The sequence below is a fragment of the Candidatus Saccharibacteria bacterium genome, assembly GCA_016699895.1.
Taxonomy (GTDB): domain Bacteria; phylum Patescibacteriota; class Saccharimonadia; order Saccharimonadales; family Saccharimonadaceae.
This window is the reverse complement of record CP064991.1, coordinates 153,665-169,324: the sequence shown is the minus strand read 5'-3', so window position 1 is coordinate 169,324 and position 15,660 is coordinate 153,665. Positions and strand designations below refer to the sequence as shown.

Genomic DNA, 15,660 nt, shown 5'->3' with positions numbered 1-15,660 from the left:
AATACTATGGGCGACGGAGAATCTGACAACCAGTCAGGTGGTCTAGGCCACCGTTCAGATGACGCGCCAGATTTCACTGCGCCTAGAGACTATTCCGGATCTCACGACTATTCGGCGCCTAACACCGAGGATATTAGTTTGGCGAACGCCAAAGACGACGAAGACTACAATCGTCGTCTCCGAGCCAATATGGCGGAAAACTACCGCTTGCACGGGGAAAACCTCGGCAAGATTTCCGATAGCCTCCGTAATGGTGAACAGGCGGACAAACCAGACAATTCGAGCCGTGACATTGGCCATCAGGAACATTCAAACTGGAATAACAAAGCTGGCTCCGATCTCGGCCATGCCCTAGACAACAATACTAGTGGCAATGGCAATAAATCGGGCAGTGTCTGGGGTCGTCACAAAAAAGGCATCATTGGTTGGGTGATTGGCATCGCTATGGGTGGCGGCATGTTTGGTGTGACTACCATATTGTCTGGTCCAGCCCAGTGGATCCAGGTGATGAATTTTGTCAAAGACATGACCTCATGGGTCAACGGTGCTCAGACCGGGGCACGTTATCTGCATAACCTACGCACTATGGCTAAATGGGAGAGTAAACTGTCTGACTCTATCCAAAATAGTCGCCTAGGTATCGTCGGCAAGAAAGCGGCTAAAACTGCCATTGAACGGATGAAGGAAAAAGGCATGACGTTCGATGATCGGTGGAACGGCAATGCGCCGTCTATTACCGTTGACACCACTGTAGAATATGGCAATCTATTTAACCAAGATGCCAAAGGCGGCACGGCGTCTGATGCCGTGAAACAGAAACGGCTCGAAACCCTCAGTAGCAAATATGGCGTCGACATCGACAAGATAAAACTGGGTAGCGACGGTAAAATGACAATTAACTTTGACGAAATGAGCTACCGCGAGGCGCGGAAATTCATTAGTGCTACGAATAATGTCGGCAAGTTTAGTATTTTAGGTCAGGTTCAAACTCGCCTGGCACTAAAAAAGGTAGGGAAGATCAGTTGGCTCCACCCGATTAGGAAACTCGAGCAAAAGGTGTATAACAAATTCGCCGACTGGCTAAAAGACCGCATGGAAAAGATCGCTAAAAATGGTTTTGGCTCGGCCGACGAAGCGGCAGCGGCAGCGAGGAAAAATGCAGAATTTGCTGGTAAAAATGCTGATGAAATAGAAAAGGCAGCCAAAGCCGCCAAAGAGGGTTGGGAAAAAGGTGTCAAAGAAGCCGCCGAGGAAATTAGTACCAAGGTCATTAAATTTGCCATCGAGAAAACAGGTGCCAAGGTCAGCGTATCGGCCGTCAAAGCCGCTATTCCCATAGTTGGTTGGATTACGCTCGCGATTCAAGCCTACTGTATGGTTGTTGGTCTGGATGACGGCATTGGCGCCGAAAAATACCAAACTGTGGTTACGACGGCCGAAGGTAGCTCGGCGGAGACGCTAGGCCTAGGTTCGCAGGTGATGACTGGGCAGAGTCAGGACGAGGATCTCAATTTAACCGACCTAGGTATGTCGACACAGCTCAAACTATATAACCCCGATGTTGAACAGGTCTCACCAACCACCGATCCGACCAATGGCGCGGAAAACGAAGGCTACAAAACCGTCGGCACCACTAGTAGTAGCTGGTGGGACGCCGCCCCGGTCCAGGCAGCGCTCGGCATCACGCCCTCGACTGCGTCCATGAACGATGTCCCAGCCGCATTGAACGACGTTACCAATGCTGGGTTGTCGTTTGGTGGTAGCAAAGACCTGCAAAATATCTGGAATATCTTTAGCAGTACCGTTGAGTCTGCAGGAAATGGCATTGTCGGAGCTGCCATGAAAGCGATTGGTTTACCTACACCGATGGAAGTGGTTTGTTATGTCTTTGACCAAATTGATGCTGTCATCGGCGGTATCTTTGGCTGGATATTGGAAAAAACTGGTCTCATGAACCTACTAACTGGGCTACCATTCATGGATGCCCTGAGCAACCTGATGATGAACATCATGGGCTGGCTACGTGGTTCGCCACTCAATGTGTCGACCGCCACACCGCAACAATTTGGCTCGATCGATATGTACGGCGGCACCTTTACCTCGAACGAACAGATGTTAGCCGTTGGTGGTCGCATCATGGATAGTGACGAGCAGCAGCAGCTCGTGTATGACCAGAAACAATACCTAGCCGAAATGCAGGCCCAGAAACCACTGCTGGCTAGAATCTTTGATCCGTCAGATTACAATTCCACCATTGCCCAGGTTGGTCGCGCCGCCGGGATCGATACTAGTAACCAGTCAATCGGTACCCAGATCAAAAACGTCGGCAAAATATTCGCCTCGGTACCGAGACTGTTTTCGTTCGCCCTCGGCAAGATCGGTGGTAACGCCTATGCGGCTGATGTGCCGTATGACTACAATGTCCCGATGGTAGCTTTTTCGAAGGCCGAAATGGCTAAACTAACCAACAGTGAATCTGGCTATGACATGATTCCGAATGCCGAAAAGGTCTTTAGCATGATCGATTCTGGTCAGATCACGAGCGACCAAACTGCTAAATGTTGGGGAGTCAACGTCAGTGGGGCGCCGAGCTATGCTATTACCCAGCTAGACAACTCGGCTGGTGCTGCCTGGAACTATGGCGACAACTCGGGCGAAGCGGGCGTAAAAATGAAAGATAACGGTTGCCAGGGTGATGACATGCTGCGTTTCCGCACCTATATGATGGACTACAACATAACTGTAGCGGCGGATTGTTATGAAAACGATGGCTGGTCCGGTGGCGATAGCGCCGATTCGTGCGCCGAGATGGGCTTTGATCTAGGTAGTTCGGCCGCTAGTAATGTGGCCTCTGGTAAATGTGCCGAGGGTACGACTGATCTCGGTACCTATGATAACGCGCACGAAAATGGCAAAAAGGTTAGTGTCGAGCTATGCGAGGTGGGGAGTATTAGTCTCAGCGAACCAGCTTTCTATACATCAGAAGACCCCGAGATATTCCGTTCGGCGAAAACCGGCGTCATCGTCAATGCCGAGGTATCAGAGGCGTTTCAAAAAATGGGTGAAGCTGCCAAGGCTGCTGGTGTGCAATTATCTGGCAAAGGCATCCGTAGCTACGAAAAACAAGAGTATTTTTGGAACTGTTACCAAACCAAAGAATGTAACAACGGCAACGAAGCTGCCAAACCTGGCACCTCGCAGCACGAGAGTGGCCGCGCCATAGATTTCTCGGCCGGATCGATTAGTTGGCTACAGAAAAACGCTATCGAGTTCGGTATCTGTGCCACCGTCGCCTCCGAGAACTGGCACTACTCACCGAAAAACGGCAAGGCCTGTTACCACGGTAGTGAGTAGGAGAATGAACTATGCGTAGTAATAGACCGATAATCCCAGTTTCTACTGCCAAATCCTGTGGCAAGAATCGCTACAAATCTAAACGAGAGGCCGAGACCGTCGCTCGTGAACAGGAAATTATTTTTGCCGGCCAAGACCTCGAACTAGTCGCCTATCTATGTCCAAATTGCGGCGGTTGGCATCTGACGAGGCAGCGGACTGATAAACGCTAGGGTAGGACAATAAAAAGCATCTTGTTGTTAAGATGCTTTTTAGATTATTTAGTAATACTTATGCTATCTTATCGTATTTTTACTAGAGTGCCGCGACCATTGTCTAGTAATGCGAACAGAGTACCGTCTGCATTCAAACCTTTATCATTGGCCTTGCCATCACCATCTCCGTCTACCCATCCACCATCGTGGATTTCTTTGTATCCTTCTTTTTGTAAACATTCTATAGCTGTTCGAAATCCGTTCACATTGAATCCAAAATCCTGCCCCACACACGAATCACCCTTGTTCGTCTCCTGCGTACTTGGCTGCGTACTAGGCATCTCAGTCGTAGGCTTGATCGTCGGCATGTCAATGTTGCTAGGAGTTGGCACTGGAGAAACAGGTGTCTCTGGAGTAGAGCTAGGACCACAGGCTGTCACGAGGGATAGTGTTGCACCAGCCATAGCAAGGCCTGCTACTTTACGAGGGTTTTTAATAAAATCTACTGTACCGTGTACTGCGTTCATAGCTTTTGCTTTGATAGCTGTACCAACATTCATACTATTGTTACCGTTTGTCATTACTATGCCTCCTTATATACTATATTGCATACATTGACGTAACAGTAACATTATACCACAGATTGAGGCATAATGCAAGTGGTTTGGGGAATTTTGTCGTAATGATTGCATTTTATCCTGTTTTGTGCTAGTATCTATGGTAAATTATGACACAAAAATCAAATCCAAGTCAGAGAAGAACCCCGAATAATCAACAGGGTCGGGGCAATCGCCAGGGTCAACCAAACAGAGGCAGGAATTCCGGTAACCGCGGTCGAAGTCCTCGCCAGGATTCTAGGACGCGCGATATTGGCGGAACGGCGGCAAAAGCAGCTCAAGCCCCCAGAGAACCAGCTGAAACCCAAGAAAAACCACCTCAAACCCCAGAGGAGCAACGAGGCGAGCTGCAACGTGAGGTCGGTCGAGTCGTTATGGCCCAGGTGATGGATCGGGTGCGGATGAAAATGGGCGGAAACCCTAGCTCGAATGATCCGGCGCTATTACGCCAGCAGGCTGAATCCTCAGCAGCCGATTTTGCGCGAGCTGGTGGCGACGCTGATCAGTTAAAAGCTACTCTAGGGCTATTAGATCTCGATGATGCTGGCGTCCAAATGATCGCTGATTTCATAGCTAGTGCTAATGAAGGCCTCGAGGCTAGCCAGGGACGACAGTTTTATACCGAGGCGCACACCTCGACACAGAAGATCATCGACGACATGACAAAGACTGGTCGGGCGCGAATCGTCGGACCAGACGGTAAATTATATGATATGGAGCTAGTCGCGATTGACAAAACCGAGACGGTTGATACGATGCCGGATTGTCTCAGCACCGAGCTAAAGCGCCAGGTATCTGCGGGCCAACCGTTTAATATCGCTGGCACCTATGCGGTCGGTGGTGACGCGGCACTGCTACCGAACATGATGCACGGTGAGATTATTGCCGAGAGCAAGCTGCGAGATATCAAGAGGGCGCTAGACTCGGACGCTGGCAAGCATCTCGACACGGCGGGCGGAGGCAAATATACCTATAGTCCTATCGCCGCTGATGATAGTCGTCTCGATCAGGCATATGCTGAGTTTGCTGCATCACCGGCTGGGGCATATCTGATCCAAGAGCTGGGTGTTGATAGGGGAGCGGTGCTACCGACAACGGCCTGGTACGCCAATCATCGAACCATGCAGTGGCATCTACATAGATCAGCAGGTGCGCCGCAACAGCCTACGCCGCCAAACCAGCCTACACCCGGCAACAAACAGCCAGCTATGGTGGTGAAACCTGTTGCGGAGGAGCCAGCTGCCAAGAAACCGGTTCCGAAACCGGGTCCGGGACTATTTCCGTCGGCGCCTAAACCACCAGTACCGCCAGCGACACCAACCCCAGCACCTGAGACGCCGAAACCTACGAAAGCCGAGCACAAACAGGCGCGCAAGCCCGAAGCTAGACACTATAGGAGGCTAGCTAATGCTCTCAGTAATCTCTTTTCGAAAAAAGCCGAAGAAGAGCAACTGCTGGCACAATCACCGTCAGTCGAAACTAAAAACCGGGCTAATCGCAGGGAAATCTATAATTCAGCCATCAATTATATGGGGTACGGTATACCGCGATCGGTTATTGAGGCTGATCTGGATCAAGTCGCGTCAATTATTGGTGAGCTACAGGAACTCGGCTCGGGCGAGGATGCTTATGGCAAGGTCCAGGGCGAACATTCGACACTATTCACATTGTCTGATGGTATGGGCGGGACTACTAATGGTGCAGCAGCTAGTCGACTCACGGTCGAAGCCTTTTTGCAAGATGTTGGTCTGACTAATATTGGAGACGACGATAAGCTTGAAGATGTTGTAGTCGCCGCCTGTGAGAAGATGAAACAACGCATAGTTGCGGCTCAGGAAAAAGTCTTTCAATTTAATGTGGATCACAATAGTAATTCGGGGGCTACGGTGGTAGCTGCTGAGGTGATCGGTAATAGACTCGTGTACGGTAGCGTCGGCGACAGCAGCATTTTTGTTGTGAGAAATGGCAAGTTTATTCTCGTGACTGGTGATCGTGGTGGCCATAGTAATGAAATCAGGAGCGCGATTGATGGGATGAGTATGGAGTTCAATGCCATGCCAGAGGACTTGTTAAAGGAAACAACGCTTGATGAGCTCAGCCGCCTCGAGCGATCTGGTGCAGCTTGGGCTACAGGCAGACTTCAGGTCATTAGCAGTTATGACGACGTCGGAGTTTTTGAGTTGCAGGACGATGACAGGGTAGTGCTCTGTAGTGATGGTATCATGGGCGACTGGTCCAAAATAAAAGGCTTGCGTCATCACGAAGGTGCCGGTGAGCAGACGTTAACCGATGAACAGATCGTGGCCGCCGTTGGTTCAGGCAGTGTCGAAGAAGCCATAAAACGCCTGATCGAAATCGCCAAAAAAGGCGATGATCGAACCGTAGAAATGTTCGATATTAAATTGCAGAGCTAGTTTCTATCGGTGACAAAACTCGCCTCTGATGATACAATAATCACATGAATGACGCCAAGGAAGAGGTGCGCGCACGACTGGCGATCGAAGATGTCATTGGTGAGTATGTCCAATTGAAACGAGCCGGGCGGTATTGGCGTGGCCTGAGTCCTTTTACGAATGAAAAAACGCCGAGTTTTTACGTGACGCCCGAGCGGGATATTTGGCATGACTTTTCATCGAACAAAGGCGGCGATGTGTTCGGTTTTGTCATGGAGGTCGAGGGCCTCGATTTTCGCGGTGCGTTAGAACTACTGGCGCGCAAGGCCGGTATCGATCTAGGCCAGTACGATAACCGCACGCCAAAGGATTTATCACAGCGCAAAAACCGGATTTTTGAAATGAATCATCTAGCGATGAACTATTTCCAGCGCGAAATGGTGAAATCTGAGTTAGCGTTAGATTATATTTCCGGCAAACGACATTTGACGCGTGAGACGGTGCTAGAGTGGGGTATCGGGTTTGCGCCCGAAAATTCGCAGTTGAAACAGTTACTATTAGATAAAAAATTTACTGAGACTGAGATTCGCGGGGCGGGGTTGATTGGCGGACGTGGCGGCGAGATGTTTCGCAGTCGTATGATGATTCCGCTGCGCGACGGACAGGGGCAAGTGGTCGGTTTTACGGGGCGGATTGTGGGTGAGGGCGAGCCGAAATACCTCAACACGCCGGCGACGATTCTATACGACAAAGGGCGACAGGTGTTTGGGCTGAATTTTGCCAAAACGGCGATTCGCCAGCAAGATTTCACCGTGCTCGTCGAGGGCAATCTCGATGTCATCAGTAGCCATCAGGCTGGTACTCGGAACGTAGTGGCGTGTGCTGGGACGGCTTTGACACGTGATCATTTGAAATCTCTCAGCCGATTGAGCCATAATATTCGACTGTGTTTTGATGGCGACCGGGCGGGCGTGGCCGCTACCGAGCGAGCGATTGGTTTAGCCGAAGATCTAGAGGTGAGATTATCGGTGATTAGTATGCAAGGCGCCAAGGACCCAGACGAATTGATCCAGGAGAACCCAGCGCTATGGCAGGCGGCGATCGAACGTCATACACCAGCAGTTGATTGGGTGATTGATCAATATGCCGAGCGCGAGGATCTAGCGACGGCTGATGGCAAAAAAACGCTCGCTACCAAGGCTCTAGGTTTGATACGCAATCTACGTGATCCAGTCGATCAGGAATTTTATCTGAAAAAAGTTTCGCGGCTCACGGAGGTATCGTTGACGGCCTTGATGCAGAAAATGTCCTCTGGCGGCAACAATAATACGCCGTCGCGGCGGATGTTGAAACCAACCAAAGTCACGCGCCGGGAATACACCAGACGAGATGAGAAATATCTGCTCGATAATATTCTCGCGATTGCCCTGAGCCAGCCGCGCTTGCGTAGCGTGCTGCATAATTTACCTGATACGTATCTGACCGGGACTTCGGGCAAGGCGAAGTATCATTTACTCGGTGAAAAGATCGAGGTTGATTCGGAGTTGGCCGATAAACTAGCTGAGCTCGAGATCGTGGCCGATCGGGAACTGGATAATGTGGACGAGCGGGCGCTACTACTCGGTTATTTGCGTGAGCTGGAGCTGTCGAAACTAAAGGCGCGATTCGAGCAGCTGTCGCGCGAGCTGGCGTCGTCGCTCGACGGTGATGATCATGATCGGATAACGATTCTGAACGGGGCGGTCAACGCGATCAAACGCGATCTCAATGTGTTAGAAAAAACTGGCGCGCGCGACGATTTTGCCGGACTATTCAAGGTTTGGGATCGACGCAAAGAGGAAAACGCCTAAAAATGCTATAATAAACAGCATGAATATTATCGAAATCGAAAATTTTACGATGAAATTCGGCGATAATACCGTGATCGACAATTTGAGCTTTGAGGTGAGGCAGGGCGAGACGTTTGGGTTCCTCGGCAGTAACGGCTCGGGCAAGACAACGACATTGCGGGCGCTGCTCGGCATCTATGAGCCGACGGAAGGGAGCTTGCTCGTCAAGGGCAAGCCGTATGCGGTGGATGGAGATGTAAAAATCGGCTATTTGCCAGAAGAGCGCGGTCTCTATAAAAAAGAAACCGTGATCGATACCATGGTCTATTTTGGTAAATTAAAGGGCATGACCACATCAGCAGCGAACGACTTTTCGTTGCAATATCTGGCGCGCGTCGGGCTGGCTGATCACGCTAGTATGCGGCTCGACAAACTGTCGGGTGGGCAGCAGCAAAAAGTCCAGCTCGGCATCACCATTATGGACGATCCGGAACTCTTGATCCTCGACGAACCGACGAAGGGCTTTGATCCAGTCAATCGACGGCTGTTGATGGAGATTATCGATGATTGTCAAAAGCAAGGTGCAACAGTGGTGATGGTGACGCATCAAATGGAGGAAGTCGAACGGTTGTGCGATCGGATCTTGCTACTAAAGGACGGTCGTGCCAAAGAGTACGGCACACTAGCATCAGTGCGGAAAAAATACGACGGCGCGCATATGGATGATATTTTTGTGAAAATTTATGAAGAAACCGGAGGAGACGAATAATGGCAAAGTCAAAACGCTCGTTTTTCGGTCATAATTTCGGTACAGTATTCAGTTTTGAGGTGGTTCGAACGCTCAAAAAGAAGTCATTTTGGCTAGCGATCATTGCTTTTCCAGTGTTGATCGTGGCGATCTTTGGTGTGATTACGTGGTCTAACCAGCAGGCGAATGAGGCTGGCAAAGATCTGGAGGACCAGCATTTTTCGATCGGAATCACCGATCATAGCGGAGTTTTGCCAGAGGCGGCCGTTAGTGCAGTCGGGGCAAAAACTATGGCGACGCGCGCGGAGGGTATAGACAAAGTAAAATCTGGCACGTTAGATGCGTTTTTCTATTACCCAGGAGATCTAGCGAAAAACGCAGTTGAGGTCTATGGTCAAAACGTGGGAATCTTTGAAAATAGCCGCTATATGTCGGTGGCGCAGGTGCTATTAGAGCAGTCTGCTATGACTCAGACCACGCCAGACGTAGCCGCGATCTTGCAGGGTCACGTTATGTATAACAGTACGACGTACCGAGAGGGCGAAGTGTATGATCCGATGTCGGAAATGATCGTGCCGGGAATATTTTTGGTGTTGCTGTACGTCATCATTGCGATCTTTGGTAGTCAAATGTTGAACGCCACGGTCGAGGAAAAGGAAAATCGTGTGATGGAGATAATTTTGACGACTATCAAGTCACGAACATTGATTATCGGCAAGATTTTCGCCATGTTGGCGCTGATTTTGATCCAGGTAGTGGTGATTATCGGTCTTATTTTGATCGCGTATCTGTTGCTACGGAACCAGCTGTCTCTACCGGATATTGATCTATCGAATTTGGTGTTTAATTGGTCGAGGATTGCGGCTGCTGCAGCCTTGTTTATGGGTAGCATATTGTTATTATCGGGCTTGATGGTGGCGATTGGCGCAGCGGTGCCGACCGCCAAAGAAGCGGGGCAGTTCTTTGGCATAGTCATCACGATGATATTCGTGCCGCTCTATGCCGCACCGCTGTTTATCACGAGCCCAGATTCATTGGCGGTGACGTTATTGACGTTCTTTCCCTTGACCGCGCCGATACCGCTGTTAATTAGAAATGCAATTGGCAATTTAGGGCCGCTAGATACGATCATGGGAGTAATCATGCTATTTGTGTTTGCGGCTATCATATTCATGATCGCAGCGCGCCTGTTTCAGACTGGGGCGGTTGAATATAATAAAAAGATGTCGCTAAAAAGTTTGTTCAAGCGATAAACTCGAATATATTAATTTTCTCAAAATCCCCACCTCGGGTGACGCGAGGCGGGGCAGCTCCCAAAATTGTTTTCGGTGGTGATTGACCGAAAAAATTTTAGGGGCGGACCGAGCGGCAGGACCCGAGGAGATTTTGCAATGAACAAACTTTTTGCATCATCAGCTAATTCGTGATATAATTTTGTTCAAGCGAGAATGGCGCGTTTTGATTTGCGCTCGCCGACTAAATCACGATATGTGCGCGGCGATCTATAAAACCTCAAAACTGACATAAAACTAAAGAGCAGCTAACAGTATAGGAGTTTAATGAGGGACGAAGACGAAGTTTTAAACGACGAGCTAGAATTTACAGATGACGAGCCAGACCTGAGCGATCTGGACGAAGGCGATGACCTGGCAGATGATGCCGTAGTCGAGCCGAGCGATTTTGACGAAATGACCGACGACAGCGTGCGGGTTTATTTGCGTGAGATCGGTCGTATTCCACTGTTGACGCAGGACGAAGAGAACGACCTCGCTGCGAAAATTGTCGCTAACGTTGAACCGCTGGCCGAAGTTGAGGCTAGCCTAGAGGAGCTAAAAGAGAAATTGCAGAACCCTGATTTGACACCGGACAAGCGTGCCAAATTAAAGAGCCGCCGCGATACTCTGCGAGCCAAAGCTAAAAAGCTCAAAAAACCCAAAGATCAGATGGCAGAGGCGAACATGCGTCTCGTCGTGTCGATTGCTAAACGCTATAGTAACCGCGGACTAGATTTTCTCGATCTCATCCAAGAGGGCAACACTGGATTATTGCGTGCGGTCGAGAAATTCGACCCGGACAAAGGCTTCAAATTTTCGACGTATGCTACCTGGTGGATTCGCCAGGCGATCACCCGTGCCATTGCCGATCAGGCGCGCACGATCCGTATCCCGGTGCACATGGTCGAGACTATCAACAAACTACTCCGCACGCAGCGCAAGCTGACCCAGGAACTGAACCGTGAGCCGACAATTGATGAATTGGCCGAGGCGCTTGACGAAACACCAGAGAAAATAAAATATGTGTTCAAGATCAAACAGGATATCCAGAGCCTTGATGCTAACATTGGTGGTAGCGATGACGATGACAGCTCGGAACTCGGGAATTTTGTCGAAGATGATTCGATGATCAAGCCCGAGGAGGCAGCGGCGGGACAATTGCTCCGCGAGCAGGTGCTCGATGTGGTAAATGGTCTGAACGATCGCGAGAAAAAGATTATCAAGATGCGATTTGGACTGGACGGCGATCGACCACATACGCTCGAGGAAGTTGGGGCCGAGTTCGCGGTCACGCGCGAACGTATCCGCCAGATCGAGGCCAAAGCTCTGAATAAACTTCGCAAACACAAGGACACGCGTAAACTCTATGACTACATCCAGTAGTTTGATTGGTATCGCTGGGACATTTGCGAGCGGCAAAGACACCGTGGCTGAGTTTTTGGTGAGGGATTTTGGCTACACCCATGTTTCGACGGGTGACATGGTTCGCAAAGTCGCAACGGAAAAATATGGCTCGATTGAGCGACCGGTCTTGGTCAAAACCGCAACAGAACTGCGCTATGAGAACGGGGCAGGCGCCCTAGTCAGCGAGGCATTAAAGGAAGCTCGACCACTGGTCATCACTGGGATCCGTAGTCTGGGCGAAGCCAAGGCTCTCAAAGCGGCCGGCGGTACTCTATTGTTCGTCGATGCGCCAATCGCAGTTCGCTATGAACGCGTCAAATCGCGGGCGCGCGACAACGAAACTTTGCTCACACTCGAGCAATTCCAGGCGAATGAGGAAAAGGAAATGTACGCCGGACCGAATGACGAGGACTTTAATATCCGTGGCATTGGCGAGATGGCGGACATTCATATCGAGAACACATTGCCGCTCGAACAATATATTGCCTTGGTGTATGACGAGCTCGGTTTATCTAAATAATCTCTAACGTAGTAAAATGGTTACTATGTCGGGGAATACTTTACCCAAAAAATTTGTACTGATTGACGGAAAATCAGTGTTTTATCGGGGTTATTACGCTATGCCGACCTTGTCGATGCGCGATGGCACGCCGACGGGCGGGGTGTATGGTTTTGCGTCGCTCGCCCTAGAATTGTTGCGTCAGATTCAGCCAGATTATGTGGCGGTTGCCTGGGACAAACCAAAGACGAACATTCGCCGCCGCCTAGAGATTTACGATAAATACAAAGCCAATCGCAAGCCGGCGCCGCCAGATTTTTACGCCCAGATTCCGCTGCTGCACGAGCTGCTCGAGGCGTTTGGCTGGCCGCTGTATGAGCTGGACGATTATGAGGCGGATGATATTATGGGTACATTGAGTACGCAGGCTAACGCTCAGGGTATCCATACTGTGATGATCAGCTCGGATCTCGATATGTTGCAAGTGGTTGATAGTGATACCGAACTATATGCGCTGAAAAAAGGTCTGGCGAATCTCGAAAAGTTTGATGTGCCGGCCTTTGAGGCAAAATATGGGCTAAACGTCACGCAGTTTCTGGATCTCAAGAGCCTGAAAGGCGATACCAGCGACAATATCCCGGGCGTACCAGGCATCGGCGAGAAAACTGCCATTGCCTTGTTGCAGGAATTTGGCAGTTTGGACGCTATTTATGAGCATCTTGACCAGATTAAACCCGCCTGGCGCAATAAACTAGAATCAGGCCATGAGTCGGCGTTGATGTCACGCGAGCTGGGCAAAATTTGGTGCGATGCGCCACTAGCATTAGACCTGGCGGCGGTGGATGCGCGCAAACTTGATCCAGCGAAATTGCGAGCAAATCTAGAGAAATTGGAATTTACGTCGCTGATCCGGCGATTGCCTGATTACATGCGTGATGAGTCAGCTGAAAAGAGCGCGGTAGAGCTAGATGAGGCGGAGGTTCAGGATTTTAATGAGGCTGCTCGCGTGCTCATCCAGATGTCAGACGAATTGGTGGTCGTCATGGCGGGTGAGTATCTATATCTCAGCGCCACTGATGATGTCGCGATCAAGCTTCCCATACGGGGTGGCGCCGAATTACTGCAGAATAAAAAAATTATTGCTCACGACGCAAAAACGCTAGCGGAAACGTTGCTAAAGATCCAGTCTGATCTCGATTTTGAGGTGCAGTTTGATACGAAATTAACGGCCTTTTTGCTCGATTCGCTGCGCAAAGCACCGACAATCGAAGAGGCGGTGGGCTGGCTCGAGATGGATGAGGACGGTAATTTGATCGAGCTAACGCCGGGTCAACAAATAGCGGCGATTTGGTCGCTCTATAAAACGCAGCGTGAGGAGCTCGCGAAATATGCTACATTGCATAAACTAGCCCGAGAGGTAGATTTCCCATTACAGCTATTACTGGCACGCATCGAACGGCGCGGTGTCAGGCTCGATAGTTCCAATCTAGCCAGCATGAGTCAGGAGCTAGAGAGGAAGATAGCGACGGTCGAGCAGGAGATCTGGTCTATGGCGGGTTACGAGTTCAACGTCGGTAGTTCTCAGCAGTTGTCTGAAGTCTTGTTCACCACATTGCAACTACCGACGACTGGTATCAAGCGCTCGGCCAGGGGCTATTATTCAACAGGCAAGAAAGAGCTCGATAAACTGCACGGCCAGCATCCAATCATTGCTAAAATTACCGAGATTCGCGAACTCATGAAAATGAAAAATACGTATGTTGATGTGCTGCCGAGCTTGATCGACGAGCGGGGCTATCTGCACACAGATTTTCGTCAAGACGTGGCGGCGACTGGACGACTCAGCTCGAGCAATCCTAATCTCCAGAATATTCCGATTCGGACCGAGCTAGGCCAGCGCGTCAGGGGTGCATTTGTGGCGAGTCCCGGCAAAGTGCTGGTCAGTGCCGATTATTCACAGTTCGAGCTGCGACTAGCGGCGGCGATGGCGGGAGACACTAATTTGATCGAAGATTTCCAGGACGACGCTGTCGATATTCACACCAAAACGGCCGCCGAGGCCTATGGTGTGTCGTTCGACGATGTCACGCCGGAGATGCGACGTCACGCCAAGGTGATTAACTTTGGCGTGTTATATGGCATGAGTCCGCACGGGTTGTCGGTGGCGACGGGCATGACGATTATAAAAGCCAAAGAGTTTATTGATCGCTATTTCACGGTGCGTCAGCCGATTCGGGATTTTCTCGATAAAACGATACGGCAGGCCGAAACCGAAGGCTACGTCGAAACACTGTTTGGGCGACGTCGGCCGACACCGGATGTCACATCGAGCAATTTCATGGTACGCGAAGGCGCTAAACGAGCGGCCGCTAACATGCCAATTCAGGGAACAGAGGCGGATTTAATGAAAATGGCGATGTTACGGGTCGAGCGCGAGCTGGGCGGCTTGTGTCGGCAAATTCTCCAGATTCACGATAGTATTCTCGTCGAGTGTGCGCCGAATGATCTCGATAAAGTCAGTAAATCACTCAAACATATGATGGAACATATCTATCCAGAGCTAGGCGTCCGGCTCAAGGTCGATGTAAAGAGCGGCCAATCGTGGGCCGATCTATAGTATTGATTGACTTTTTAACAGTTTAGTTGTACAATAGAGATATGAAACGAGGTAGACCAACTCGCGCTGGCGCTGTGCTATTGATGATTATCGCAGCCATAGTTCTAGTCGGTGGCTTGCTATGGGCAGGACAAGCCCTGTTTAATGGCGGCTCGACGAGCAGTGAAGACACCCTGAGCGCAGGGCAGAAACTTCTCAATAAACCAACTGATGCCACCTCTGTTAGGATGAGTGTACGCGGCCCGATTGTAGCCAAAGAAAATCATTATTCAATCGTGATTTCTATATCCAAAACCGAGCGGACGATCACGACTTTCGAGGGCTATGATGGTCAAGTTCTAGGCACACAGACGCTCGGCAACACCGAGGCGGCCTTTTCAGATTTCATGGCGGCGCTGAATCGAGCGGGCTATATGACCGAGACGACGGGGGTCGGTACGGAGAATCAGGGTATTTGTGCGGTGGGACAGCTGATATTTTTCGAGATTCTGAGTGATGACAAATCGGTTGGTAAGCTCTGGACGACGTCGTGTCCTAAATTGACGGGTAATTTCGGCGGTCTCGTTATTAATGTCGAAGATCTGTTTTTGAATCAGATTCCGGATTCACGGAAAATCATTGACAACGCCAAAGACGCGGTCGAATAAAACTAAACAATAAAGATTTTGCGCCTTTATATGGCTCTCTGAGTGTTGACCGCGGCGTCTGTTTCAGGTAGCATAGATAACGAT

11 protein-coding genes are annotated in these 15,660 nt (G+C 50.1%); 10 read left to right on the top strand and 1 reads right to left on the bottom strand.

The features are described 5' to 3' along the window. Positions 1-6: 6 nt before the first annotated feature. Positions 7-3,354: a D-alanyl-D-alanine carboxypeptidase family protein gene (locus IPL44_00870; GenBank protein ID QQS17588.1), complete on the top strand. Its 3,348-nt coding sequence runs from the start codon at positions 7-9 to the stop codon at positions 3,352-3,354. Positions 3,355-3,365: 11 nt separating this feature from the next. After that, positions 3,366-3,566: a hypothetical protein gene (locus tag IPL44_00865; protein ID QQS17587.1), complete on the top strand. Its 201-nt coding sequence runs from the start codon at positions 3,366-3,368 to the stop codon at positions 3,564-3,566. 68 nt (positions 3,567-3,634) lie between these two features. On the opposite strand, the gene IPL44_00860 is transcribed toward IPL44_00865, so the two are convergent. Next, complete coding sequence (locus IPL44_00860; protein ID QQS17586.1) at positions 3,635-4,129, bottom strand: hypothetical protein; 495 nt, start codon at positions 4,127-4,129, stop codon at positions 3,635-3,637. Between the two features lie 146 nt (positions 4,130-4,275). On the opposite strand from IPL44_00860, the gene IPL44_00855 reads away from it, so the two are divergent. The 8 genes from IPL44_00855 to IPL44_00820 all read left to right on the top strand — a co-directional run bounded on the left by IPL44_00855 (position 4,276) and on the right by IPL44_00820 (position 15,576). Beyond that, the gene (locus IPL44_00855) at positions 4,276-6,579 is read left to right on the top strand and encodes a protein serine/threonine phosphatase 2C family protein (protein ID QQS17585.1); all 2,304 of its coding nucleotides are present in this window, start codon (positions 4,276-4,278) and stop codon (positions 6,577-6,579) included. Between the two features lie 44 nt (positions 6,580-6,623). Next, positions 6,624-8,408, top strand: coding sequence for a DNA primase (locus tag IPL44_00850; GenBank protein ID QQS17584.1), 1,785 nt, complete (start codon positions 6,624-6,626; stop codon positions 8,406-8,408). Between the two features lie 49 nt (positions 8,409-8,457). Then, entirely contained in the window at positions 8,458-9,156 is a 699-nt protein-coding gene (locus tag IPL44_00845; protein QQS17791.1) for an ATP-binding cassette domain-containing protein, read from the top strand. Continuing rightward, complete coding sequence (locus IPL44_00840; GenBank protein ID QQS17583.1) at positions 9,156-10,388, top strand: ABC transporter permease; 1,233 nt, start codon at positions 9,156-9,158, stop codon at positions 10,386-10,388. The genes IPL44_00845 and IPL44_00840 overlap by 1 nt, the downstream gene beginning before the upstream one ends. Before the next feature lie 435 nt (positions 10,389-10,823). After that, positions 10,824-11,792, top strand: coding sequence for an RNA polymerase sigma factor RpoD (gene rpoD, locus IPL44_00835; protein QQS17790.1), 969 nt, complete (start codon positions 10,824-10,826; stop codon positions 11,790-11,792). After that, positions 11,776-12,333, top strand: coding sequence for a nucleoside monophosphate kinase (locus tag IPL44_00830; GenBank protein ID QQS17582.1), 558 nt, complete (start codon positions 11,776-11,778; stop codon positions 12,331-12,333). Before rpoD ends, IPL44_00830 begins: the two co-directional genes overlap by 17 nt. 25 nt (positions 12,334-12,358) lie before the next feature. Then, on the top strand, positions 12,359-14,929 hold the full coding sequence (gene polA, locus IPL44_00825) for a DNA polymerase I (protein QQS17581.1): 2,571 nt from the start codon (positions 12,359-12,361) through the stop codon (positions 14,927-14,929). Between the two features lie 41 nt (positions 14,930-14,970). Then, positions 14,971-15,576 carry a hypothetical protein gene (locus tag IPL44_00820; protein ID QQS17580.1) on the top strand — a complete coding sequence of 202 codons (606 nt, stop codon included), beginning with the start codon at positions 14,971-14,973 and terminating at the stop codon, positions 15,574-15,576. Positions 15,577-15,660 lie beyond the last annotated feature (84 nt).

What these genes read in the sequence shown, in the direction of transcription:
- IPL44_00870 (QQS17588.1), top strand. Translation starts at nt 7, where the DNA reads ATGGGCGACGGAGAATCTGACAACCAGTCAGGTGGTCTAGGCCACCGT.
- IPL44_00845 (QQS17791.1), top strand. Translation starts at nt 8,458, where the DNA reads ATGAAATTCGGCGATAATACCGTGATCGACAATTTGAGCTTTGAGGTG.
- IPL44_00865 (QQS17587.1), top strand. Translation starts at nt 3,366, where the DNA reads ATGCGTAGTAATAGACCGATAATCCCAGTTTCTACTGCCAAATCCTGT.
- IPL44_00850 (QQS17584.1), top strand. Translation starts at nt 6,624, where the DNA reads ATGAATGACGCCAAGGAAGAGGTGCGCGCACGACTGGCGATCGAAGAT.
- rpoD (QQS17790.1), top strand. Translation starts at nt 10,824, where the DNA reads ATGACCGACGACAGCGTGCGGGTTTATTTGCGTGAGATCGGTCGTATT.
- IPL44_00860 (QQS17586.1), bottom strand. Translation starts at nt 4,129, where the DNA reads ATGACAAACGGTAACAATAGTATGAATGTTGGTACAGCTATCAAAGCA.
- IPL44_00830 (QQS17582.1), top strand. Translation starts at nt 11,776, where the DNA reads ATGACTACATCCAGTAGTTTGATTGGTATCGCTGGGACATTTGCGAGC.
- polA (QQS17581.1), top strand. Translation starts at nt 12,359, where the DNA reads ATGTCGGGGAATACTTTACCCAAAAAATTTGTACTGATTGACGGAAAA.
- IPL44_00840 (QQS17583.1), top strand. Translation starts at nt 9,156, where the DNA reads ATGGCAAAGTCAAAACGCTCGTTTTTCGGTCATAATTTCGGTACAGTA.
- IPL44_00855 (QQS17585.1), top strand. Translation starts at nt 4,276, where the DNA reads ATGACACAAAAATCAAATCCAAGTCAGAGAAGAACCCCGAATAATCAA.
- IPL44_00820 (QQS17580.1), top strand. Translation starts at nt 14,971, where the DNA reads ATGAAACGAGGTAGACCAACTCGCGCTGGCGCTGTGCTATTGATGATT.